This is a genomic window from Mucilaginibacter sp., assembly GCF_965201005.1.
GTDB lineage: Bacteria > Bacteroidota > Bacteroidia > Sphingobacteriales > Sphingobacteriaceae > Mucilaginibacter_A.
Genome location: NZ_OZ241747.1, coordinates 141,624 through 165,421, shown reverse-complemented (window position 1 = coordinate 165,421; position 23,798 = coordinate 141,624). Strand labels below are relative to the sequence as shown.

Here is a 23,798-nt window from a genome sequence, read left to right as displayed (position 1 = left end):
AGCAAGCCATATTTCACTATTTTTTGGGCGATAAAAGAAGCATTAAAAACTAAACCCAATAATGTTTAAATCGGATTTGTTGACTGATTATCGTACGGCAGCAAATAATATCCGCAAAAAATATTTTTAAAGTAAAGCCGTTCAGCGCGTAACAAACACATGCTTCTTTTATCCTATAAAAATACAAGTTTCAACAAATTTATATTTGAGTAATTATCTGTTAAATTTGAAGGTTATTAAACTTCATTTCAACATAAAATATAATCAGCACATGGCCATTAATTTGCAAAAAGGACAACGGGAAAATATCAATGCGCCCAAATTTACCATCGGTTTGGGCTGGGACACCAACACATCTTCTACCGGAACGGAGTTTGACTTGGACGCTTCGGTTTTTATCCTGGGGGAAAATAAAAAGCTGCTTTCGGATGAACATTTCGTATTTTACAACAATTTGCTGTCTCCGGATGGCGGCGTAGAACATACCGGTGATAACCTGACGGGTGCCGGTGAGGGCGATGATGAGCAGCTTAAAATCGATCTGGCCCTGATCGATCCGCGGGCAACAGAGCTGGCGGTTGTGGTCACCATCCACGAAGCGGCCGGCAGAAGGCAAAATTTCGGGCAGGTCCGTAATTCTTTTGTGCGGATTTTTGATACGGCCAGCAATACAGAATTGTTGAAATACGAGCTGGAAGAAGATTTTTCGATCGAAACCGCCGTAGAATTTGGCCGCATTTACAAACGCGAAGGCAAATGGAAATTTGAGGCCGTTGGTGTAGGCATGAAAGGCGGTTTGCAGGATTATTTAAACAAATACAACTAAAATTATGGCCATTAATCTTCAAAAAGGACAGCGCATCAACTTGGAAAAAGCCAACGGCAGCAAGCTGCAAAATATTTGTGTGGGCATTAATTGGGGCGCGATCGAGAAAAGGGGTTTCTTCGGATTTGGCACCACAAAAGAAGCAGTGGATTTGGATGCCAGTTGCGCGTTGTTTGATGCCGACAAAAAGTTGCAGGAAACCATTTATTTTGGCAATTTGAAATCAAAAAACGGTTCGGTAAAACATAGCGGCGATGATTTAACGGGCGATATTGATGGCGATGACGGCCTGGACAACGAAGTGATTACACTTGATTTTTCATTGCTAAGTGCTGATATAGAGCATGTTGCTTTTGTGCTGAACAGTTTCCGCGGGCACGATTTTGGTAAAATACCGTTTGCTTCGATACGCATTTACGAAGGCACGCCAAAAATGGTGAAAGAAGTTTTTGCCACGTATGATATTGCGCACAATTCTGGCTTTTCGGGTTTTGTTTCGATGGTGATGGGGATTTTTTACAAGCGGAACAACGAGTGGAAATTTAATGCCATCGGCGAGCCAACTACCGATAAAAAATTGCCGGAAACCATCACCACGGTTATCAACCAATATTTGTAACACCAATTTTATGCTGATAAAAGAAGCAGCGGCACAAAGCAATTTTCAACCCAAAACTTAAATTAATGGAAACTATTCCAGCCAATAATCAAACCGTTCCTTCGGTAAAAATGGACAAAGACGGCAATGTCGATTTGTCTGCAATGACGCCGCAAGACGAGCAGAAGCTGGGTGAAATCAGCAAAACCATCGATCCAAAAGATGTTAATTCGATCCTGAATTACGGCGTGGAAGTGCAAAATTCGATGGAAAAATACAGCAATGCGTTTTTAACGTCAGTGCGTACGTACAACTCCGGCGAAGTTGGCGGTTTGATCACCGATTTGCTTTCGGAACTGAATTATATTGATGTGGACGAACTGGAGCAAAGTTCGTTCAAATCTATCCTTTCCAAAATCCCGTTCCTGAAAAAAATGGTGGTTGATACGCAAAAGCTTTTCCAGAAATACGATACCGTGGTGAACAATATTGATAAGATCACGAATAAAATCAAAATTGGCCGCGTTAATTCCATCAAAGACAATAGCTCGCTGCAAACCATGTTCGATAGCAATGTTTCGTACATCAAACAAATGGAAGAACTGATCATTTCCGGACAGCTGAAGTTTAATGAACTGAGCGAAAAGCTGGCACAAATGGACAGCAATCCTGCTGATTATCAGGATTATGAGATTGCTGACCTGCGCGATTTTATAAACCGTTTGGATAAACGTTTGGCTGATTTGAAAGTAGTTCGTTTCATCATGATGCAATCGCTGGCGCAAATCCGCGTGGTGCAAAACAACAATACTTCTATCGCCGAAAAAGCGCAGTCCATTATTTCGACTACGATTCCCGTTTGGAAAAACCAACTGACGATTGCCGTAGCTTTGAACCGGCAAAAACAGCATGTGGAAGTGCAGAAAAAGATTTCGGACACGACTAATTCCATCCTGCAAAAAAATGCCGAATTACTGAAGCAAAACAGTATTGACGTGGCGCGCGAAAACGAGAAAACGGTGGTTTCCATCGATACGTTAAAACGCACCACGCAATCGCTAATCGAAACGCTGAACGAGGTAAAACGCATCCATGACGAAGGCACGCAAAACCGCAAAGCACTGAATACGGAACTGCAAAGTTTGGAAACCGAACTCAAAAAAAATGTGACCAGCATTAAGTAATTTTGTATGAATGGACCAGCGGCAGGCAATTTTTCAAGATTCTCAAAAAATCATCAGTAAACTGCAATTGCTTGCGGCATTTTTTCAGGAAGAAATTATCTACAAAATTTATCTGCGCAGCCAGGTTATTCATCAGCTGTTCGAACAAAACCCGGAATTGGATGCCAATAATCTCGAGCTTTTCCATCTGCAATACACAGCAAGTTTGATTGATCTGCTGAAGAAAATCAAGAAAAACAACGAGCAGAACGTCAGCCTTTTGTTTGATGAAATCCAGCTGAACAATGAGCTGGAATCACAGCTTGCAAGCTCTTTTTATCAGGAAAAAAACTACGGGCAGGGAAAACAGAAACAGACTTTAAAGATCAATATTTCGTTGAGGTGTTTGTACCAATTGCTGTCTGACAATTCTGATGAATATCCTTTCTCCAAAAACATCAACAGCTTTAGTGCAAGGTTTTCTGCGGAGTTTTACAGCGAAATTTCTGCTGAACTTTTGCAGGATTTGATCCGGTTTGATGCGGCGAAGGTTTATGCAAACGCACATGCAGCCATCGAGAAAAAGCTGTTGGGTTTACTTTGCAAATATGATTTTAAAACAGCGTTTTTCTGCGGATTGAAAGCCGGAAACACGGTTCTGGAAGTTTATAAATTTGCAGAAACGGAACGTTATTTTTTGTTTTATCCGCTTAGGAACCTTTTTTTGTTTTGTGATTATGAGAAGATCATCAACATCAATTTAACCAATCAGGTTTCGCAAAAAGAAAATATGATTTCAGAGCTAAAAGCCAAAAACGATCAGTTGCAAAGTAATATTGGCGTGGCAAAAGCGTATCTTCCGCAGGAAATTAAAACCTTGCTGGCCGAAAATTACCGGAAACTAAGCGACATCAGTTTTATGCAGAACATCAGCAATATTGATGCGCAGGCAAACATTTTGAAAGCAATGCTGAACACCGACATGATTTAGCACTTAATTGTAACAACACACCAAAAAAACAGTCATAAAAACAGCATTACAAAAAAAGCGATATGGATTTTTTACATCGGTTATTGGGCGAAGATATACAGGCAGGCTTGCTGATAATTTTAAATTTAATTGTGATCGAAAGCCTGCTTTCGGTAGATAATGCAGCCGTTTTGGCTACCATGGTGATTGATTTGCCGAAAGAGCAGCGCAGTAAAGCCTTGCGTTACGGTATTATTGGCGCTTATGTTTTCCGTGGCATTTGTTTGTTTCTGGCGGCGTGGTTAGTCAAAATCTGGTGGCTAAAACCCTTGGGCGGTTTGTATTTATTATATCTGGCTTTTGATTATTTTAAAGGGAAATCAGGTGATGCTGAAGAAGAATCGGTAAATAAAAACGAAAGCTGGGTGTATCGTTCTACCGTTGGTTTGGTAGGTACATTTTGGGCAACGGTGGCTTTGGTGGAAGTGATGGACCTGGCTTTTTCTATTGATAATGTTTTTGCGGCCGTTGCTTTTACCGATCATGTTTTTTTAATTTATACCGGCGTTTTTATCGGCATTTTGGCCATGCGTTTTGTGGCGCAGGCTTTTGTAAAGCTGATGGAGAAATTTACGTTTTTAGAAACGGTTGCTTTTGTGGTAATTGGCGTTTTGGGCATCAAACTTACGGCTTCTTTATACACACATTTTTATCCTGGAACGCTATTTTCAGAAATACTGGAAGGAAAGAAAACAGATCTTTTTGTGTCGCTTTTTACCGTTGCAGTGTTTTTAGTCCCGGTGATTACTTCGCTGCTATTCAACTTTCCAAAACAACATGCGATCGAACCGGAGATTACGAAAGATGCAGAAGATGTGCTGGATAAAAGTTAACCGTATTTGCTGTTTTTATACCGATAAAAGAAGCATCAGTTTTTCCAGCGAATGCTTTTGATCATCACATCAATATCTTTTTTTACAAAATCCAAAACCGGTTTGATAGAGTCCTGACGTGGCAACTCATTGAAATACAAGGCTCCCCGAAGGTAATTTTTGGTGCTGTCTGTGAGGTAAAATTGTACAGATGAAGCAGCGTTGCCATCAATGCGGTAATAAATGCCGTACATTTTTCGGTTCGGGTAAGCGATGGTCCCTTCATCAATTCCGGTTGCTTTTACCGTATGTTTAAAGGCGAAAGTGTGGGCATCTTCAATCAGTTCATTAAAAACTTTTTTGGAAGTTACAGGCATATAACTGAGGTGCAGTGTACCTTTAAAATCCGGAAATTCAAGGTTGAACCAGCAAGGCTGTGCATTTCTGTTCTTATCGGGCTCAATATTGGCGTAAACCGGATAGCTGAACGTAAATGGGCACTTACCGTTATAAACACGATAAGCTTTTTTAGGAAAATTTAAGCGGAAAAAACCACGCGGTTTAGGGGAAAAATCATGATTGGTGCAGGAAAAAAACAAAACCGTGCAAATTGAAATCAGTAAAAATTTAAATGATTGAGATCGGTTCATGGTTTTTTTTGTTCCAGATTTCCCAGCCTTTTTCGGCTTGTAAAACAAGCATTTCGTGGCCGTTTTTAATTTCAGCCCCCTGTGCTTCGCCTTTTTGTAAAAAAACCGTTTTTTCAGGATTATAAATCAAATCATACAACAAGTGCCGTTCGGTAATGGCATCGTAAGGTATCGGCGGAAAAGCGGTAATGTCCGGATCTGTGCCCAGCGGTGTGGTATTGATGATTAATCTGTAGCTTTTAACAATTTCTGGTGTTAAATTTTCATACAAAAGCTGGTTTGGCCTGGGCCTGCGGGATACTACTTTAAAAGGGATGCCCAGCTTTTTTAAAACATATCTAACTGCCCGGCTGGCACCGCCGTTCCCTAAAACCAAAGCCCGTTTATGGTGCAATTTTAAGAGTGGTTTTAAAGAATGTTCAAAACCATAAATATCGGTATTGTAACCTTCCAGCCTAAAATCCTGGCCAACAAAACCCACTTCGCCCGAAAAAGCGGCTGCGAGGGCACTTTCCTGAATCACTTTGATACAATTGATGGCTTTTACTTTTTTGGCCTCGTCATCCAGCCAGTTTACATAAAAAATTGCACCAATTTTGTGCGGAATGGTCACATTTAAACCACATAAATCCGGGTTGTCTTTAATCAGTTCCGGGAAATCGCTCAGATTTGCCAATTCAAAAAGATCGTAAGAAGCATCATTAATCCCTTCTTTTTCAAACTTTTCTGTAAAATATTTTTTAGAGAAAGAATGTGTTAGCGGGAAACCAATCAGTCCGTATTTTTTCATGGGGTTATTGTTACCTTATGCTGAGTGAACACGAAAAGTGGTTTATTGATTCAGAAAAAAATCAAAGGTATCACTGCGCAATCCGAGGCGGATGGTTTCCAGTGGGATCACTTCTGCGGGCGCAATATTCCCTAAATTTACGTTTGCCCCGATCAGTTTGATAAACCAAACCTGCTGTGCTTTTTGCGGTGCTTCCCAAATAATTTTTTCTTCCGGGATTTGGGTCAGGATTTCATCCACCAAACCTTGCCTAACTTCGCCCGAATCACGGTAAATACCAACATTTCCGCTTTCGCGGGCTTCCGCGATCACTTTCCATGAACCGGCCTCCAGTTCAGCGTTCATCAGCCTGATCCATTTATAAGGCGCAAAAATCTTTTCCACGTCTTTAGAGCCCACTTCAGAAATTACGGTAACCTGATCGCTTAACTTCCTGATATAATCGCACTTTTCTTCGTGTTCAATGGTGATGGAACCATCAGAAACTTCGGCAAAATCCATCTGGTATTGATCCAGCGTGCGGCGGTAATCATCAAACTGGCCGCGGATAATAAAGGCTTCGAACAAAGTACCGCCAAAATACACTGGAATGCCTGCATCTCGGTAAAGCTTCAGTTTTTCGCTGAGGTTTGGCGTAACATATGAAGTTGCCCAGCCTAATTTTACAATATCGGTATGCTGGCCGGAAACCTCTATAAAGTCTTCTACCTGCCTCAAACTCAATCCTTTGTCCATTACCATGGTAAAGCCTGATGATCTTGGTTTTTGCGGTCGCTCCGGAATATTGTTTAAAAAATAATTCATGCAGAAACAAAAATTAATATAAAACCGGACGGTAACCGGCCCGGATATGCGCAAATGTAAAAAAAAACCAAAATCTAACTGCGTTTATACGTATGAAACCTTGACAATGCTTCTTTTATGCCTTAAAAAACCGGTTGATGATATCCACAATCGCTTTGTTTTCCTGCAATTGCGGCAGATATTCAAATAAAATCGGGTGCTTTTCAGGATCGGTTGTCAATGCGATTTCCAGATAGTTTAACGCTTCGTTATATTCTCCTTTGGCAAAAAGATAGGCCACCATGCGATAAAATAATTCTGCCGCGTCCGGGTTATTTTTTATGGCATCGGCAATTGTTTCAATAGCGGCCGTCAGTTTATGCTGCTCATATAAGATAGACGAATAATCCAGCCAGGCATCTACATCCAGCGGGTTCAACTCAATCACCTTTGCGTATGCATCTTCTGATCCGGGCAAATTCCCAAGCTTATAATTGGCATCTGCAATGGCAAACCAATAATCCGGGTTGCTGTCGTCAAGTTCCAATGCACGTTTATAATAGCGCAAAGCTTCAAAATAGCGTTCCTCAAAATCAAGCGTTACGCCGATACCAAACCAGGCATCGCCCATTTTGGCATCTTTGCGGACAGCTTTTTTATAATAGGCGCGCGCTTCGTCCATGCGTTCCAGTTTTTCGTAACACTCACCGATAGAGCAATACGTATCGGCACTGCTTGGCTCGTATTCCAGCGTTTGCTTGTAAACCTCAATCGCCTCGGCAAATTTATCCAGATTGATCAGCGCATTACCTTTGTTAAAATAAGCATATGTAAAGTTTTCATTGATCAAAATGGCATAATCATACGCATCAATGGCTTTTTCAAACAAATTTAATTTGGTAAAAGCATTGCCCAGGTTATACCATGCGGCATAGCTATACGGCTCTTTATCAATATATTGCTCATAAAACTGCACACTTTCGTTTTGCCTGTCCAGCACATCGTAACAAAAAGCCAGTTCGTATAAAGCATCCTGGTTTTCCATATTTTGCTCCAGGCAAAGTTTCAGGTAAGTGATGGCCAGGTCATACTCGCCTTTGCTTTGGTAAACGAAGGCAATGTGCAGCAAAATATCATCCGTATCTTCGGCAATGGGCAGGGCTTTTTCATAATTTTCCAGTGCTTCTTCGTGGCGTTCCAGGCTTTCGTAGAGGTTGCCGCGGATGATGTAGATATCGGCTTCAAAAGGTTCCAAACTTTCTGCTTTTTCTAAAATGGCAAATGCATCGGCCACTTGGTTGGTCACGATGAAAAGCTGAGCCTGTTTAATCAAAAATATGGCGGCAAACGGGTGCTGGCTGCGCGCGTAGCCCACTACCTGCAAGGCTTTTACGGGGTCATTTTTTTCGATGTAATAATCAATAATGTTTTCAAATACCTGCGTATCAAAAAAATATTGATCGTGGTTGCGGAGCATCTCTTCGTACCGTTCTACAGAAAACCGCGGATCCTCAGAGAAATTGTAATCAAATTCTTCTTCCATTCAATTTTATTAGCAGAACAAATTTTTGTTGTCTGTATTGAACAACAGTGTTTAATTAATTTTTAAATTGATACTGAAAAAGGTTTCTGTGCCGTTAACAATGCTTAACAATTAAATAAGCTTGAGTAAACCATACTGTTTTTAGCTGCCTAAAATTGTAGCTTTAACAAAAATACGAAAAAGCATTTTTAAATATCTTGTTTGAAAACGAAGTATAACCGGCAAAACGTAAAATATTGCTTTTTTAGTATAAAATTAAGCTTGGTTTGTGTCGGCAAAATGCTTCTTTTAGCAGGATAAAATAATCTCCGCAAAAACTGATAACCGCTAAATCCCATATATCGATTCATGAAAATTAATTTTAAAACAACTGCTTTTCTGGCAGTTGCCCTGTTCGCTGTAAATACTGCTTCCATCGCACAGCAAATGCCGGCCAAACCTGCTGATCTGCCTAAAAACTGGCACACCTTAGACCTGCAAAAAGATGGTTATCTGGGGGTGAGCTTAAACCAGGCTTACGATTTTTTAAAGGGTAAAAAAAGCAAAACGGTTGTAGTGGCCACCATTGATAGCGGCATAGATACGCTGCAAAAAGATTTGCAGCCGGTTTTGTGGTTGAACACGCAGGAAAAAGCCGGAAACGGCAAAGACGACGACCACAACGGTTACATCGATGATATGCACGGATGGAATTTTTTGGGCGGCCCGAACGGTAAATGTGATGTGAACGAAACCACCGAAGAAGTGCGCGAATATTATCGTTTGAAAGATAAGTACGCAACAATTACCACCGCTTCTGCTGCTCCCGATAAGGCAGAATATGCGTACTGGCTGAAGGTGAAAGGCATCCGGGACTCTACCGTTAACAAATCCCAATCAGAATTAAACCAGCTTTCGCCGCTGATGAACGCGCTGGTTACTACGGATGCTTATCTGAAAAAAACATTGAATTTATCGGCCGGGCAATCCTTCACCAAAGGGGATTTGAACAAACTGGACGATAAAAACGATACACTTAAACAGAGCAAATACATCTGGGGTTTGATTTTTCAGGAAGCAGACAATGCCAAAACCGATACCAAAACCATTACCGAGCTGAACGAATACATCACGAAACTGAACAATGATGTAAACCCCGACCTGGATGCGCGTAAACGTACCGTTGGCGATGATCCGAACAATATCAACGATAAAAATTATGGCAGTAATATGGTGGAATGCGGAGATGCCTCACACGGTACAGGTGTGGCCGGTTTGATCGGTGCGGTCCGTAATAATGGTTACGGCATTGACGGCATTGCCGATAATGTTAAAATTATGGCGATAAAAGCAGTACCAAACGGCGATGAATATGATAAAGATATTGCCAACGCCATCCGTTACGCGGTGGACAACGGTGCCAAAGTGGTGAACATGAGTTTCGGTAAAAAATTGTCCCCGCACAAAAAATGGGTGGACGATGCCATTAAATATGCTGCTGCAAAAGATGTTTTATTAGTGCAGGCTTCCGGCAACGATAACCAGGACGTGGATGTTAAGCCGGAATTTCCGAACGATAGTTTTTTAGACGGGACCACTTCGGATAACGTGATCAGCGTAGGTGCCTCATCGGCTTTAAAAGATGAAAACCTGGCTGCCAGTTTCAGTAATTACGGCAAAAAAAACGTGGATGTTTTCGCGCCGGGCGTAAAGGTAACGTCCATTGATAAAGATGCCGAATTTAATACGGCCGACGGGACCAGTTTTGCTTCGCCGATAACCGCAGGTGTTGCGGCTTTAGTGCTTGAATATTACCCGACATTGAGTGCCCGGCAGTTAAAAGAAGTGATTCTGGCATCAGCAAAACCAGAAAACATACAGGTGATTAAGCCCGGAACAAAACAGAAAGTTGATTTTACAACGTTGAGCAAAACCGGCGGCATTGTAAACGCTTTGGAAGCTTTAAAAATTGCTTCAACGATGAAAGGCGAACGGAAGCGATAAGCTGCTGATGCTTCTTTTATCGGTATAAAATTGAACGGCCGACAAGATTAAATCCTGTCGGCCGTTTTGTTGTCATACAAAATTTAAACCTTATTTGCTTAAAGTTTTAGGTTGATATTCTACCAAAACACTATTATTCTGTCCGTATTTTTTGGCAATTGCCTTTACAACCATATTATTGCTGATTGTAAATGGTTTAACATATACATTTTTTTTGCTGAAAGACGGCGTGCTTCCATCTGTTGTGTAATAAATTTTAGTTTCCGGCGTGCTGCTGGTGATGGTTAAAACTCCACCTTGCAAACTAAATTTTGGTTTGCTGATGGTGTTTACATATTTGCTGGTCCGTGCATCATGGATTTCACCTTTCCAGTTCATGCCAAAACCAAAATCGTAGGTGTGTCCGTCGGCATCGGTATAGCAAATCATGTCATGCGGAATATCTTCGTTCTGCAATTCCACCGTTTTCATGTTCGCCGGCATCTGGAAAGGCAACAAGCCGGAAGGTTCTGCCCGGCCAGTCAGAATATCCAGCAAAGCCTGGTCTTGCACGCCAAAACACGCTATAATGGCATTGGCTTTTTTCTCAAATTCGGCCGGGATGGCGGGTTTAGTAAGCATCATTACCACTATAACCGGTTTGCCTTTCATAGCTGCTTTGGTTTCCAATACTGTTTTTAGGTCATTAAAATTGGAGGCCGTAACGGTTTTGTTTTTGTACGATCGATTGGTCACGCCCGGCTCTGCCGGATCACCGGCTGCAATACTTTGTGCTCTGCCCAGCGTGGCCGTGTAAGGGCCATATTGCAGCGGTATCGGCACATAACCATTGCCGCCTTTTGCTACGTCTTTACTGTCATAACCGGCACTTCCGGTTGGGCTGGCAATTAAAACCACGGCACAGTCTGCTTTGGCCGGGTCATCGGTAATGTTAAAATATTTAGACAATAACGCCGGTTTCATCGCATCCTCCCATTTTTCTGCGGATGGCGGGCCGAAAAACCCCTGCACAGAAGGTGTATATTTTTTAGGCAGATAAACCGTCATGCTTTTTTTAAGGGGCAAAATATGGTTACTGTTTTTTAGCATTACGATGGATTTTAATTGCGCATCATAACCGGCTTTCATAAAAGCGGCCTTACCAACCGTTTGCCCGGATTTTTCTACATCCAGATAAGGGTTTTCAAACAAGCCAACCCGAAAGATATTTTTGAGCAGCCGAACGGCAGATTGCTCAAAACGGGCACGCATAAAAGCTTCGCCATGTTCTTTTACGCCCATTTGGTAAGCTTCAATTACTGGTGCGGCCACGTTGTTGCCGCCAAACTGATCCACGCCGGCCATCAAAATTTTGTAATGCCGCTCGGCCACGGTTTTGGTTTCCATCCCCCAGGATTTTCCGGCAAAAACATCCGGTTTCGCGCCTTCATCTGCCGTAACCAGCCAGTCGGTACAAACCACACCATCGTAATGGTATTTGTTCCGAAGCAAATCTGTAATCAAATATTTGCTGTAACTATTGCCGCCGTTTTCCTTGTTTTTGATATCCCGACCGTAAGAAATGGTGTAATACGGCATTGTTGCAGATGCCATGCTTGTTTTACCGGCCAATTTTAAGGCACCATCCACAAATGGCACCAAATGCTCATCAAAATTATTACCTGGATAAACTGCAAACTTGCCATAGGCAAAATGCGCATCGCGGCCGCCTTCTTCCGGGCCGCCGCCAGGCCAGTGTTTCATCATCGCGTTTACGCTTTGGTAGCCCCAGCCATCTTTAATTTCTGCAGGTCCGGTGGAGGTTTGAAAACCATCAACATAAGCCCTCGCCATATCGGCGTCCAGTTGCGGGTCTTCGCCAAAAGTGCCGTTAATGCGTACCCAGCGCGGTTCTGTGCCGAGATCAATCTGGGGTGATAAAGCCGTTGTAATGCCCAGCGCACGATATTCCTGAGCGGCAATTTGCCCGAACTGTAGCACAACTGCCGGATCAAAAGTTGCCGCCAAACCCAACTGGTCCGGCCATTGCGAAATTTTCCCGCCGGCACCGGCCGTATATTCTACGCCGGAATTGGTGCTGTGCCGCGGATCAGAACTGTTGTTTGCCGGGATGCCAAAACCGGCCCCTTCTGCCAAAGCCTGCACGTTGTTGTTCCAGCGGGCGGCCACTTCCGGGCTTTGTACAGAAGTAATAAGTACATGGCGCAAATTGTCCTTTAATAAAAATTCTTTTTGCTGATCGGTCACGTCTGCCGCATCAATACCGCCTGCAGAAAACGGTTTGCCGTTGTAAGTACCGGCACCAAAAGGGCCTCCGCTAAGTGCCGGGATAACCTGGTGCATACTATACAGCATCAGGCCGGCAATTTGTGGCAAAGAAAGCTTGGATGCGAGGTCTTTGGCGCGCTCATCAACCGGCAAACGCCAGTCTTCATATTTATCCAAAGTGCCGTTTTTGTTCAGGTCTTTAAAAGCCAAACTATTGACTGTCAGTATTTTTATACCTGATTTTCGGGAATAACCCAGCGTGACACCTTGCGGATTTTTGATGAGCACAATGCTGTCGGCGGCATTCGCGGACAGCCATTTTTGCCCCTGATCCGCAGAAAAACCACTGTTTAAAGCGATGGTCAAGCCTAAACCGGCCGTTGCCGCAGCCAGGTAAAATAAGTAGGAACGAGGGGTACACAGCTTCATAAATTGGAAATAACGAAGTAAAATTGGTTGTCAAATGTAATAAATCAACCCGAAACCAAACTTATAAAACAAGCTGTTCGCCAATAACCAATACTGTTTTTATCAGCCTGAATTTGGGTTGATAAAAACAGTATTTTTGCTGAATGATTTAGGGGCTATTTAAAATTTTTGCCGACAAATTTATAATGCTTCTTTTATGCCATCAAAATTTGCTTTTATAGTTGTTGCTGATTCAAATCCCCTAAAAAAACCACCAAATTTTAGGTGATAAAAGAAGTATATAATTTTTTTCGAGTGGAATCAAAACAATCATTTTAAAAAAGAAAGTCAACACTAAAAAAAATGAGTGTAAAAGAAGCATCAAAAATTGCCATCGTAACGGGTGGCGCATCGGGCTTGGGTTTGGCAATCAGCAAAAAGTTGGTTCAAAACCAGGTCAAAACAATTATCATCGGCCGGAACGAAAACAATTTAAAAGCAGCAGCAGAAAGTTTGGGCCAACTTTGCCAGTATAAAGTTTTTGATCTGCAGGATTTAAAAGGCGTTCCGGCGCTGATACAAGAAATTGTAACCGAGCATGGCCAGATTGATATTTTGGTAAACAATGCAGGCATCAACCAGAAGAAACATTTTATGGAAGTTACGGACGAGGATTTCCAGAACATCATCCAAACCAACACCACTTCGGTTTTTGTGATGAGCCGCGAAGTAACGCGTTTTATGTTGGAAAATGGCGGCGGCAGCATCATCAACATCAGCTCGATGGCGGCGCGTTACGGCATTCCTTACGTGATTTCTTATACGGCGGCCAAATCGGCAATTGAAGGCATGACGAAGGCAATGGCCGTAGAATTATCGCCAAAAGGCATCCGCGTAAATTGCGTGGCACCGGGTTTTATCGCTACGAATATGTCGGCAAAAGCGTTAGACAGTGATCCGGAACGAAAGCGAAAAGTAATGTCGCGCACGCCAATGGGCAAGCTGGGCGAACCGGCCGATATTGCCGAAGCGGTTTATTATTTTGCTTCGGATGCGGCAAAATACGTTACCGGCGTAATTATGCCGGTAGATGGCGGCAACTCGATCGGGTTTTAAGCTGAACAAATTTAGGTTGATAAAAGAAGCATTCTTACTCCCTCTCCTTTGGAGAGGGCTGGGGTGAGGCTACTTCTTTTATCAACCTTTTTTTAGATAACCGATACGGTTTTTGATACGGTTTTTTTGCTGGCCTGCGTTTGTGCGTCGGGCTGGCAACCGCCAATGCTAATCATCACTTTTCCTTTGGCGGCAATGCTGTTTCCGTTTTCGGTAACCAGCGTCAAATCCTCCGGCTTCAGCTCAAACCTGATGATTTTGCTTTCCCCGGCTTTTAAAAAGTTGCGCTCAAAACCTTTCAGGGCTTTTAGCGGCGTCTTCATTTTAACGCCCACGTGCGATAGGTAAAGCTGCGTTACTTCATCGCCGGCCATTTTGCCGGTATTGGTTACTTTAATGCTGATGGTGTTTTTTTTGCCGGATTGTAAAGCTGACGGCGTAGTCAGCAAATCATATTTAAAAGCAGTATAACTCAGCCCATAACCAAAACCATACAGCGGCTGCCCGGTAAAGTAGCGGTAAGTGCGGTTTTTCATGGAGTAATCATCAAAAGCGGCGGTTAAATCGCTGTTGCTTTTGTAAAAAGTTACCGGCAATCGTCCGCCCGGGTTATAATCCCCAAAAAGTACATCTGCAATGGCCGTTCCTGCGTCCTGACCGCCGTACCAGGCATTAACAATGGCCGGGATATTGGCCGATTCATAAGGCGTTGCCAGGGCAGAACCGGTCATCATAACAAAAACAACTGGTTTGCCGGTAGCTTTCAATGCTTTTAAAAACGTCGTTTGTGCATCGGGCAGCATAATCGAAGTGCGGTCGCCGCCATCAAAACCGGGCTGTTTTATATTCATTTCTTCACCTTCCAGTCTTGGGCTGATACCACCGACAAAAACAATCACGTCAGCATCTTTAACACTGTCAACAGCGGCTTTCAGGTTTGCATTTGGTTTAACGTAACCCGTTCCTGATGTGTAAATTACTTCTGTGCTTGCCCCAACTTTGTCTTTGATCCCTTGCAAAGCACTCACCAAACGCGACGGAATGCCGTTGTAATTGCCCAGGATACTGGTTTTATCAGCTGCGTTCGGGCCAACAACAGCAATTTTTTTCAAGGTTTTTTTCAGCGGCAACAACCGGTTTTCGTTTTTGAGGAGAACAATAGATTCGTGCGCCATTTTTAAAGCGTGCGCATGGTGCGTAGGGCTTTCCAGCACCGAAAGCGGGATTTGGCGATATTTTACCTGCTCAACCGGATCAAACAAACCCAAACGGAAACGGATGGTAAACAAGCGTTTTACTGAAACATCAATTTGCTGCTCGGTTAGCTTGCCGTCTTTTACGGCTTTTACCAGTGTTTTATAAGATCCCGGGCCAAGGATACACTCTACATCCGTACTATGCAAAACCGCATCAGCCGATGCCGTTTCTGCGTCCGGCGAGCTGTGGTGGGCGTTTGGTGCAGAAAAGTCATCAATCGCACCGCAATCCGAAGTTAAATAACCGGTAAAATTCCATTGGTTGCGCAAAATATTGGTCAGCAAAATATCGCTGCCGCAACAGGGCTGCCCTCTGAAAGAATTATAAGCGCACATTACGCCGGCCACTTTTGCATTAACAACCAGCTGTTTAAACGCTGGCAGATAAGTGTCCCACAAATCATAATTGCTTACATCTACATCAAATTTATGCCTGGCTTGCTCCGGACCACTGTGCACAGCGTAATGTTTGGCGCAGGCGGCCGCTTTTAAATATTTCGGGTCGTTTCCCTGCAAACCGGTTACAAAAGCCTTTCCCATCGTTGCCGTTAAAAAGGGGTCTTCACCATAAGTTTCCTGTCCGCGGCCCCAGCGCGGATCGCGGAAAATATTGATATTGGGCGACCAGTAAGTTAAAGCCGTGTACTGCGCAGCGTTGTTGTGTTTCAGGTTTTCGTTGTTGATGGCGCGGCCTTCAGTGGCAATTTCGTCGGCCATTTCATGTACGGCAGGGCTGTCAAAAGTAGCTGCATTGGCAATAGCTTGCGGGTAAACGGTGGTTTTGTATTGATTATCGGCCCGGGCAACGCCATGCAAAGCTTCGTTCCACCAATCATAAGCGGGTATGCTCAAGCGCGGAATGGCGGGTGTACTGTTGGTCATCTGATCTACTTTTTCTTCCAGCGTGAGCTTGGAAACCAGGTCGTTCACGCGTTCTTCAATCGGTAAAGACGGGTCTTGAAATTTGTGTTCAAACTTGTTTTTTTTCATCATGCCCAGCGCGGGCACCAGGAGCAATGCCAGCGGAAGTAAGCGCAACTTGTTGGTAAACAACTTTTTCATAGATGCTTTTTTTATAAGGGTTTTTTTCGGGTGGAGGGTTTTTGCAAAAATTTCAATCGCCAAATGCTTCTTTTATCAGGCAAAATTTACAGGCATAAAAGAAGCGTCCTTTGTTAAAAATGATTGTTCACATAGATTTATGGCCGCAATGTCGGGTTTTTTTAAGAACCTGTTTAAATTTTGTCCGATATATTTTCTATGCTTTTTTTACCACCTAAAAATTGGTGTTTTAATGGGTTTTTCTATCGGCAACAATTACAAAAGCAAAATTTACGAGCATAAAAGAAGCACCGTACAACTATTCGACAGAATTTTAAACAGGCCCTAAGCAAAAAAATAAAAATGGGCAATCGATTGCAGATCTTCTTACTTTTGTGTTCACGAAACCCCAAAAAAACTGATTTTTTCTTACAGGATTATAGATAAACCATGTTATTATTAGGTATTGATCTGGGCACCTCTTCCGTAAAAGTTTCTGTGCTGGATGCGGTCACACAGCACACCATTACTTCGGCACAATTCCCAGAACAGGAAGCCGAAATCATTTCGCTGCAACCCGGCTGGGCAGAGCAATCGCCCGAAACCTGGTGGGCTTTTACGCAGCAAGCCATCTCGGCATGCAATCAATCCGGCAAATATAATCCGCAGGATATTGCCGCCATCGGTATCGCTTACCAAATGCACGGTTTGGTTTTGGTGGATAAAAATCAGAACGTCCTCAGGAACAGTATCATCTGGTGCGATAGCCGTGCGGTAGAAATTGGGAACGATGCTTTTGAAGCGATTGGCGAAGAAAAAAGTTTAGCACATTTACTCAATTCGCCTGGGAACTTTACCGCATCCAAATTGGCCTGGGTAAAAGCAAACGAGCCGGAAATTTATGCGCAAATAGACAAAGTAATGTTGCCTGGCGATTTTATTGCCATGAAACTGACCGGCGAAATCACTACTTCGGTTTCTGCTCTTTCGGAAGGTGTTTTTTATGATTTTATCAACCAAAAAATTTCTGAAGATGTGATCAATTATTTTGGTTTCGACAAAGCTATTTTCCCCGAAATCAAACCTGTCTTTGCTGTTCATGGTGAAGTTAAAGCGGAAGTAGCACAAAATTTAGGTCTTAAAAACAGCATTCCGGTTTCGTATAAAGCTGGAGATCAACCCAACAATGCTTTGTCACTCAACGTTTTAAAACCTGGTGAAGTTGCCGCAACCGCCGGGACTTCGGGCGTTATTTATGGCGTAAGCGATCAATTTGTTTATGATCAGCAATCCAGAGTAAACACTTTTGCACACGTTAATTATGCCGAAAATGCAACGCGCACTGGCGTTTTGCTTTGCATCAACGGAACGGGCAGCATGAACCGCTGGGCCAAAAATCTGGCCGGTAAAAACAGCACGTACCAGCAAATGAACGAGGAAGCCGCAAAAATTAAAGCTGGAAGCGAAGGTTTGTTGGTTCTTCCTTTTGGCAATGGTGCCGAGCGGATGCTGAATAACCGTCAAATTGGTGCACAAATCGTTGGCATTGATGTAAACCGGCATACACCAGCGCACATTTTCCGTGCCGTTCAGGAAGGCATTGCCTGCGCGTTCCGTTATGGATTGGATATTATGCGCGAAAACGGAATGCATCCAACCGTTATCCGCGCCGGAAAAGCGAATATGTTTAGGAGTACTGTTTTTACCGATACGTTTGTCAACGCAACCGGCGTTCCGGTAGAATTATATCAGAATGATGGCAGCGCAGGCGCAGCTTTAGGCGCAGGAATCGGAGCAAATATTTTTACTTCGCCAGAAGAAGCTTTTCAAAACATGCAGCCGGTGCAAAAAATCGAACCTGAAAATAATGATTTTGAAGCCGTTTATCAGCAATGGAAAACTTTGTTGGATAAGCAGTTGACATGACCGGCATTTGTATTTTGGATGCTTCTTTTATGCCATAAAAATTAACTTGTCAAGCAGCCAAATTCAACATAAAACTAAAACAATCATTAACCAATTATTAAAATTATGGGAAATATAATCACAGGAGAAAAAGAATTTTTTAAAGGTATCGATCAAATTAAATTTGAAGGTTTAGAATCTGATAATCCTTTGGCTTTCCGCTGGTATGACGAAAACCGCGTTGTGGACGGCAAAACCATGAAAGCGCATTTCAAGTTTGCCGGTGCTTATTGGCATTCTTTTGTGGGAAATGGTTCCGATCCGTTTGGTGGTGCCACGCATATTTTCCCCTGGGATGAAAAATCGGATCCGATTGAACGTGCCAAAGATAAAATGGATGCCGCGTTCGAGTTTTTCACCAAAATGAACTTGCCTTATTATTGTTTCCACGACGTAGATATGGTGGATTATGGCGATAACGTTGCTGAAAACGAACGCCGTTTGCAAACTTTGGTAGATTACGCCAAAGAAAAACAGGCACAAAGCGGCGTAAAATTATTGTGGGGAACAGCCAACCTGTTTTCGCATAAACGCTACATGAACGGTGCTGCTACCAACCCGGATTTCCAGGTTTTATCGCACGGCGCGGCACAAGTTAAATTTGCTTTGGATGCCACGATTGCCTTGGGCGGAGAAAATTACACGTTCTGGGGCGGCAGGGAAGGTTATATGACTTTGCTGAACACCAACATGAAACGCGAGCAGGAACATTTTGCCAAATTTTTGCACGCCGCCAAAGATTATGCCCGTAAAAACGGCTTCAAAGGCAGCTTTTTTATCGAACCAAAACCGGCAGAGCCGATGAAACATCAGTATGATTTTGATGCGGCAACGGTTATCGGCTTTTTACAGAAGTTCGATCTGCTGAATGATTTTTCATTGAACCTGGAAGTGAACCATGCAACTCTGGCCGGGCATACTTTTCAGCACGAACTGCAAGTTGCAGTTGATAATGGTTTGCTGGGTTCGATCGATGCCAACCGCGGCGACATGCAAAATGGCTGGGACACAGATCAGTTTCCAAACGATATTAATGAACTGACGGAATCGATGTTGATTATTTTGGAAGGCGGCGGCATCAAGTACGGCGGCGTTAATTTTGATGCCAAAATCCGCAGAAATTCCACCGATCCAGCCGATTTGTTTTATGCACACGTTGGCGGCATGGATATTTTTGCCCGCGCATTGATTACGGCGGATAACATCCTGCAAAAATCTGATTACAAAACCATTCGTGAAAACCGTTATGCTTCTTTTGATAGCGGAAAAGGCAAAGAATTTGAAGAAGGCAAATTGTCTTTAGAAGATTTGCGCAATTACGCTGCCGAAAACGGCGAACCTGCAACCATCAGCGGCAAACAGGAATATCTGGAAAATTTGGTTAATCGGTATATTTAGGTTGACAATTTTTAGGTGATAAAAGAAGCATCTGGCGGAAACGTTGGATGCTTCTTTGGTTCAACAAATTGTTTCTACTCAAACCTGTAAAATACAATTCAAATATTATTGTCCCGACTGACTTTTAAGTAGTTTGAAATCTGTCATTGCTTTTTGTATTTGTTCCAGGTATTTTCCCCGGTCCGATAAATATAATTCAGACATTTTTTTTCGTACGTTTCGCATGTAATCAACCGCATGAAAATCTTTTTCCAAATTGCTATTCTGGGTCTCCATAAGTTACTTCTTTAGGTGTTCGGATATCGATCATAGAATATCCAAATTTAAGATTTATTAAGTTATATTGTTTGATACGGAAAAAATTGACCATGTGTTTGAAATTCCAACTCACTAAACTTTCTATTTTTAAAATAGTTGATATGCTGATATGTTGTGCGTCTGAATAATATTTTGGTGGCAATGCACCTTCTAAAATATATTTTTCTGCAAGGCTGAGTTGCTCTGGTGTAATGTTTACAAGTTCAATGTTCGAAGACGGTATGGTCTCTGGTAAATCTCTTACATTTTTGGGAGCATCTTGCAATTCTGCAAGGGTAACGTCAGAAATTACAAGTGTAAATTTACCTTGCCTTGCCTGCTCAATAAAAGGGATTGTCCATTCAGAAAATTCTTTGTCATAATAGCCGCCCCACACGGAAGTATCAACGTAAAATTTCATTTCACTAAATTACTAATATTGCGGCAAACAGGAATATTTAGAAAACTTGATTAACTGTTATATTTAAGCTTACCAATTTTTTAGGTGGTAAAAGAAGCATCTCGCCGGAATGTTGGATGCTTTTTTGCTTTTATTGCTTTTATTTCCGAAACTTTTATTTTTAACATCAAACATTATTTAATGCTATGCACACAGAATTTTACATAACATTTCATAACCACAATCAGGACATTTCTAACAATCCTGATTATATGTTTATTGAACGACTCATTAGTTCTAAAGAAGCGGTATTGTATTATAATAACAATGTCTTATCAGATTTTAATAATATAATTGAACCTCAACCAATTTTAATAACCAATAATAAAAATCTTTATAGACAGTTTAGACACGTATTCAACGAAAAAGAATTTAAGCTTTATTGTGAAGATAAATTACCTTCGTATCATGGCATAACTGGAATTCATGGCCAAGAAGCTTTTCTTCATTTTATAAATATAAAAGAAGGAGTCTACGACAGAGCATACCAAACAAGATCAACAGAAAGATGGGATGATCCTCAATCCGGCAATTCTTATAACTATACTACTAATCAACGATGGGAAACATCCTGTGGCATGAATGACATTTCAAGTATGGCACAAAGTATCGAATATAGAAAATGGACGTCCAAAGATGATGGAATTGAATTATTACCAGTATGGATAAATAATAATTTTTTATAAAAACCAATACAAACAAAAAAACTTAGTCTAAGTTCCTACCTAAAAATCCTCCTATCAAAAGGAAAATCCACAACTTCCAAAATCCTGATTCCAGCAAAATCTTGATGATTTGGGTTGATTAAAAAGCTAAAATTTCCAAAAGTTACGGCTGAAGGAATTTGAAGCACACAAGCTTTGTTTTCGGTTACAAATTTTAGGTGATAAAAGAAGCTTTGGTGGTGATTGTTATTAGCTTATATTTTCTTCTTTGGTAATTTTACCGTTTTAAGCATTTCATTTACCTTTTCCAATTTTTCAGGAAAGATTGTTTTATCCCGATATTGCTCAAGGGAAGGATCAATCCTCACAATTGGCACTTTTCGATTATTCAATTCTTGTACTGTTTTCATTATTTACAATTTAGTTAAATTTTCTTTGTGCTAAAAACCCTATATAGTCTGTTCCTATTTCAAACGAATAAAATTCATCTTCTACTTGTCCATAAAGATAAAAATCCTTAATCATTTCATTATAAAAACGGGTTATTCCCATTCGGTATAATCTTGTTCTCGCAGTTGTACTACCTGTTGCGTAAACAAAAGCATCTGGATATTTGTCAAAAAATGCGTACAATGAAGCAACAACTGTAGCCAAAACCTTTTCACTGTCATTGTTATTTGATATCGCAAGATCATCTATCTCATTAGTTTCAGCATTTTTATCACCGAAAGCAAGATTATAAAGTCCCGGTTCGTTGGTTGCCTGAAATTGAACTAATTTACGGATTATACCTTTTGGCCCTTCACTAATAAACTCAAAAATATTTAAACTACTTTCAGATTTGAGGGCATATTTTTCAACTTTCATACTACGTGGCGAACTATGAAGATACTGTTTTTAACATTAGCTTGGTTAAAAAGATATTGTTACAAAAGCTATTTAATCTAATAACGATGTATGATTACAAAAAAATCCGTGCAGAACGTTATGCTTCTTTTGATAGCGGAAAAGGCCAGGAATTTGAAGCAGGAAAGCTTTCTGTAGAAGACTTGCGCAACTACGCGGCCGAAAACGGCGAACCTGCAACCATCAGCGGTAAACAGGAATATTTGGAAAATTTGATTAACCGGTATATTTAATCAGCCTGAATTTTAGGTGGTAAAAGAAGCATCTGGCCGGAAAAATTCGATCAGGATTATACAGTAAAAGGTAAACTGAAGGATATTTAACAAAAATCAAAATCCTTGCGGGTCTGTTTTAAAAAACCCTGATGCTTCTTTTAGCACTATAATTTTGTGTTTTATCAAAAGCAAAATATAATTCACTGTTTTTTAGGTGATAAAAGAAGCATTATGAAATAAACCGGTAAAATTTAAACAGGTGCTGCATACTGCTTGAAATAATATTACGCCAAAACCCTTATTTTTGCAGCAAATGAAATTACCCATTGTTGCTTATGGTGATCCGGTTTTAAAGCGGGTTGCATTGGATATAGAACCAGCCGCTTTTCCTGATCTGAAACAGCTGATTGCGGATATGTACGAAACGATGTATGCGGCCCGCGGCGTTGGTTTGGCCGCACCGCAAATTGGCCAGTCTATCCGTTTATTTGTGATCGATGCCACGCCATTTGAAGATGACGAACCGGATTTGAAAGGTTTTAAAAAAGTTTTTATCAACGCACACATGCTGGAAGAAACCGGCGAAACCTGGCCTTTTAACGAAGGTTGTTTAAGCATTCCGGATATCCGGGAAGATATTTACCGCAACAAAAATATCCGGATTTCTTATCTGGATGAGGGTTTGCAGCAGCAGGAAGAAAGTTTTAAAGGTATGGCCGCGCGCATTATCCAGCATGAATACGACCATGTGGACGGCAAATTATTTACCGATCACATCAGCCCGCTGCGTAAAAGGTTGATCCAGAAAAAGCTGACTGATATTTCTAAAGGGATTGTAAAAGCAGATTATAAAATGAAATTTCCGGCGGTAAAAAAAGGACGTTAATTGCTGTCGCTTTGCCGGCTTTTATCGCCCCGGATAATCGATCGGATCAAGCTGCCCCAGGCAATCGGGTTCAATAACGGATTGGTTGGGCCAGAACCCATGTGCACTAAATTATCGTGCATGCCCTGCAAGTTCATAATCTGATTGGTTTGCCCGTCGTGCGGCAAAGTCCTTGCCATGGCGATAACAGAACCTCTGCTTAAATTTTTTGCGGCAATTGCCAAGTCATCATCCGCAAATTTCATAGCTAAAAAATCCCGTTTAAATTCATCCGCGCTGGCCCAAGGGAAAACGCGCACTAGCGGTAAATTAATGGCTTCGGCTTTGAGTTTGATTTTGAGGATATAACTTTTACTACTGATATGCTCCGGGATGACAACAATTTGTGTAAGATAACCAACCGAAGAAACCCGGATGCTGTCTTTTTCGTGCGCAACAAAAGAAAAATAACCCTGATAATCACAAGAAACCACCCGGTTGTTGTAAGAAATATTAGTAAGATTGGTGTACGGTACAACCGTATTACTGTCTGAATTGATGATCATTCCGGAAAACTGCACCAAAGGCCGTTCTGTTTTCTGTGCGGATGCAGAAAAAGACAAGAACAAACTTAAAGCTATCAGCAGCTTTTTCATGGTGAAATTTATTTCCGGTTTAAATCAATCCTGGCAAAAAAACAGGCACAAAAGAAGCAATATTTTTTGAGCTGTCGTCTGTTTTTAAAAGCTATTTAACAATA

The 23,798-nt window shown here is 41.8% G+C and carries 21 protein-coding genes and 1 pseudogene; 12 read left to right on the top strand and 10 right to left on the bottom strand.

Going from position 1 to position 23,798, the window contains the following annotated elements:
- Nucleotides 1–271: 271 nt before the first annotated feature.
- From ACOFKR_RS00740 to ACOFKR_RS00720, 5 genes are all read left to right on the top strand, one after another.
- The gene (locus tag ACOFKR_RS00740) at nt 272–826 is read left to right on the top strand and encodes a TerD family protein (RefSeq protein ID WP_419802115.1); all 555 of its coding nucleotides are present in this window, start codon (nt 272–274) and stop codon (nt 824–826) included.
- 4 nt (nt 827–830) lie between these two features.
- Entirely contained in the window at nt 831–1,445 is a 615-nt protein-coding gene (locus ACOFKR_RS00735; RefSeq protein ID WP_419802114.1) for a TerD family protein, read from the top strand.
- A gap of 65 nt (nt 1,446–1,510) precedes the next feature.
- The gene (locus ACOFKR_RS00730; RefSeq protein WP_419802113.1) at nt 1,511–2,608 is read left to right on the top strand and encodes a toxic anion resistance protein; all 1,098 of its coding nucleotides are present in this window, start codon (nt 1,511–1,513) and stop codon (nt 2,606–2,608) included.
- A 10-nt stretch (nt 2,609–2,618) separates the two neighbouring features.
- Nucleotides 2,619–3,578: a hypothetical protein gene (locus ACOFKR_RS00725; RefSeq protein WP_419802112.1), complete on the top strand. Its 960-nt coding sequence runs from the start codon at nt 2,619–2,621 to the stop codon at nt 3,576–3,578.
- A gap of 62 nt (nt 3,579–3,640) precedes the next feature.
- Nucleotides 3,641–4,450, top strand: a complete 810-nt coding sequence (locus ACOFKR_RS00720; protein WP_419802111.1) for a TerC family protein — start codon at nt 3,641–3,643, stop codon at nt 4,448–4,450.
- Between the two features lie 35 nt (nt 4,451–4,485).
- Here ACOFKR_RS00720 and gldD read toward each other — a convergent pair whose 3' ends face one another.
- The 4 genes from gldD to ACOFKR_RS00700 all read right to left on the bottom strand — a co-directional run bounded on the left by gldD (nt 4,486) and on the right by ACOFKR_RS00700 (nt 8,195).
- The gene (gene gldD / locus ACOFKR_RS00715) at nt 4,486–5,079 is read right to left on the bottom strand and encodes a gliding motility lipoprotein GldD (RefSeq protein ID WP_419802110.1); all 594 of its coding nucleotides are present in this window, start codon (nt 5,077–5,079) and stop codon (nt 4,486–4,488) included.
- Entirely contained in the window at nt 5,057–5,869 is an 813-nt protein-coding gene (locus ACOFKR_RS00710) for a shikimate dehydrogenase family protein (RefSeq protein ID WP_419802109.1), read from the bottom strand. Before ACOFKR_RS00710 ends, gldD begins: the two co-directional genes overlap by 23 nt.
- A 42-nt stretch (nt 5,870–5,911) precedes the next feature.
- Nucleotides 5,912–6,673 (bottom strand): phosphosulfolactate synthase, encoded by a 762-nt coding sequence (locus ACOFKR_RS00705; protein WP_419802108.1) that lies wholly within the window; start codon nt 6,671–6,673, stop codon nt 5,912–5,914.
- A 115-nt stretch (nt 6,674–6,788) separates the two neighbouring features.
- Nucleotides 6,789–8,195 (bottom strand): tetratricopeptide repeat protein, encoded by a 1,407-nt coding sequence (locus tag ACOFKR_RS00700; RefSeq protein WP_419802107.1) that lies wholly within the window; start codon nt 8,193–8,195, stop codon nt 6,789–6,791.
- A 348-nt stretch (nt 8,196–8,543) separates the two neighbouring features.
- Here ACOFKR_RS00700 and ACOFKR_RS00695 point away from each other — a divergent pair, with 348 nt between their 5' ends.
- Entirely contained in the window at nt 8,544–10,178 is a 1,635-nt protein-coding gene (locus ACOFKR_RS00695; RefSeq protein ID WP_419802106.1) for a S8 family serine peptidase, read from the top strand.
- Nucleotides 10,179–10,268: 90 nt separating this feature from the next.
- Here the strand turns inward: ACOFKR_RS00695 and ACOFKR_RS00690 are convergent, their stop codons facing one another.
- Nucleotides 10,269–12,875 carry a glycoside hydrolase family 3 N-terminal domain-containing protein gene (locus ACOFKR_RS00690; RefSeq protein ID WP_419802105.1) on the bottom strand — a complete coding sequence of 869 codons (2,607 nt, stop codon included), beginning with the start codon at nt 12,873–12,875 and terminating at the stop codon, nt 10,269–10,271.
- A gap of 342 nt (nt 12,876–13,217) precedes the next feature.
- On the opposite strand from ACOFKR_RS00690, the gene ACOFKR_RS00685 reads away from it, so the two are divergent.
- Nucleotides 13,218–13,970 (top strand): SDR family NAD(P)-dependent oxidoreductase, encoded by a 753-nt coding sequence (locus tag ACOFKR_RS00685; protein ID WP_419802104.1) that lies wholly within the window; start codon nt 13,218–13,220, stop codon nt 13,968–13,970.
- Nucleotides 13,971–14,062: 92 nt separating this feature from the next.
- Here ACOFKR_RS00685 and ACOFKR_RS00680 read toward each other — a convergent pair whose 3' ends face one another.
- The gene (locus ACOFKR_RS00680) at nt 14,063–16,288 is read right to left on the bottom strand and encodes a glycoside hydrolase family 3 C-terminal domain-containing protein (RefSeq protein WP_419802103.1); all 2,226 of its coding nucleotides are present in this window, start codon (nt 16,286–16,288) and stop codon (nt 14,063–14,065) included.
- 429 nt (nt 16,289–16,717) lie between these two features.
- Between ACOFKR_RS00680 and ACOFKR_RS00675 the strand changes: the two genes are divergently transcribed.
- Nucleotides 16,718–18,193, top strand: a complete 1,476-nt coding sequence (locus tag ACOFKR_RS00675; protein WP_419802102.1) for a xylulokinase — start codon at nt 16,718–16,720, stop codon at nt 18,191–18,193.
- 105 nt (nt 18,194–18,298) lie between these two features.
- Nucleotides 18,299–19,630 (top strand): xylose isomerase, encoded by a 1,332-nt coding sequence (xylA, locus tag ACOFKR_RS00670; protein WP_419802101.1) that lies wholly within the window; start codon nt 18,299–18,301, stop codon nt 19,628–19,630.
- 259 nt (nt 19,631–19,889) lie between these two features.
- On the opposite strand, the gene ACOFKR_RS00665 is transcribed toward xylA, so the two are convergent.
- Nucleotides 19,890–20,348 carry a PIN domain-containing protein gene (locus ACOFKR_RS00665; protein ID WP_419802100.1) on the bottom strand — a complete coding sequence of 153 codons (459 nt, stop codon included), beginning with the start codon at nt 20,346–20,348 and terminating at the stop codon, nt 19,890–19,892.
- 251 nt (nt 20,349–20,599) lie between these two features.
- Here ACOFKR_RS00665 and ACOFKR_RS00660 point away from each other — a divergent pair, with 251 nt between their 5' ends.
- Nucleotides 20,600–21,073 (top strand): hypothetical protein, encoded by a 474-nt coding sequence (locus ACOFKR_RS00660; RefSeq protein ID WP_419802099.1) that lies wholly within the window; start codon nt 20,600–20,602, stop codon nt 21,071–21,073.
- Nucleotides 21,074–21,306: 233 nt separating this feature from the next.
- Here the strand turns inward: ACOFKR_RS00660 and ACOFKR_RS00655 are convergent, their stop codons facing one another.
- Both ACOFKR_RS00655 and ACOFKR_RS00650 read right to left on the bottom strand, forming a co-directional pair.
- Nucleotides 21,307–21,462, bottom strand: a complete 156-nt coding sequence (locus ACOFKR_RS00655; RefSeq protein ID WP_419802098.1) for a hypothetical protein — start codon at nt 21,460–21,462, stop codon at nt 21,307–21,309.
- A 10-nt stretch (nt 21,463–21,472) separates the two neighbouring features.
- A complete protein-coding gene (locus ACOFKR_RS00650) occupies nt 21,473–21,919 on the bottom strand; it encodes a DUF6934 family protein (protein WP_419802097.1) in 447 nt (148 codons plus the stop codon).
- A gap of 92 nt (nt 21,920–22,011) precedes the next feature.
- Here ACOFKR_RS00650 and ACOFKR_RS00645 point away from each other — a divergent pair.
- Both ACOFKR_RS00645 and def read left to right on the top strand, forming a co-directional pair.
- Nucleotides 22,012–22,191 (top strand): annotated as a pseudogene (locus tag ACOFKR_RS00645) (xylose isomerase); the annotation flags it as partial.
- 295 nt (nt 22,192–22,486) lie between these two features.
- The gene (gene def, locus ACOFKR_RS00640; RefSeq protein WP_419802096.1) at nt 22,487–23,059 is read left to right on the top strand and encodes a peptide deformylase; all 573 of its coding nucleotides are present in this window, start codon (nt 22,487–22,489) and stop codon (nt 23,057–23,059) included.
- On the opposite strand, the gene ACOFKR_RS00635 is transcribed toward def, so the two are convergent.
- A complete protein-coding gene (locus tag ACOFKR_RS00635; RefSeq protein ID WP_419802095.1) occupies nt 23,056–23,694 on the bottom strand; it encodes a hypothetical protein in 639 nt (212 codons plus the stop codon). The genes def and ACOFKR_RS00635 overlap by 4 nt on opposite strands.
- Nucleotides 23,695–23,798: the final 104 nt, after the last annotated feature.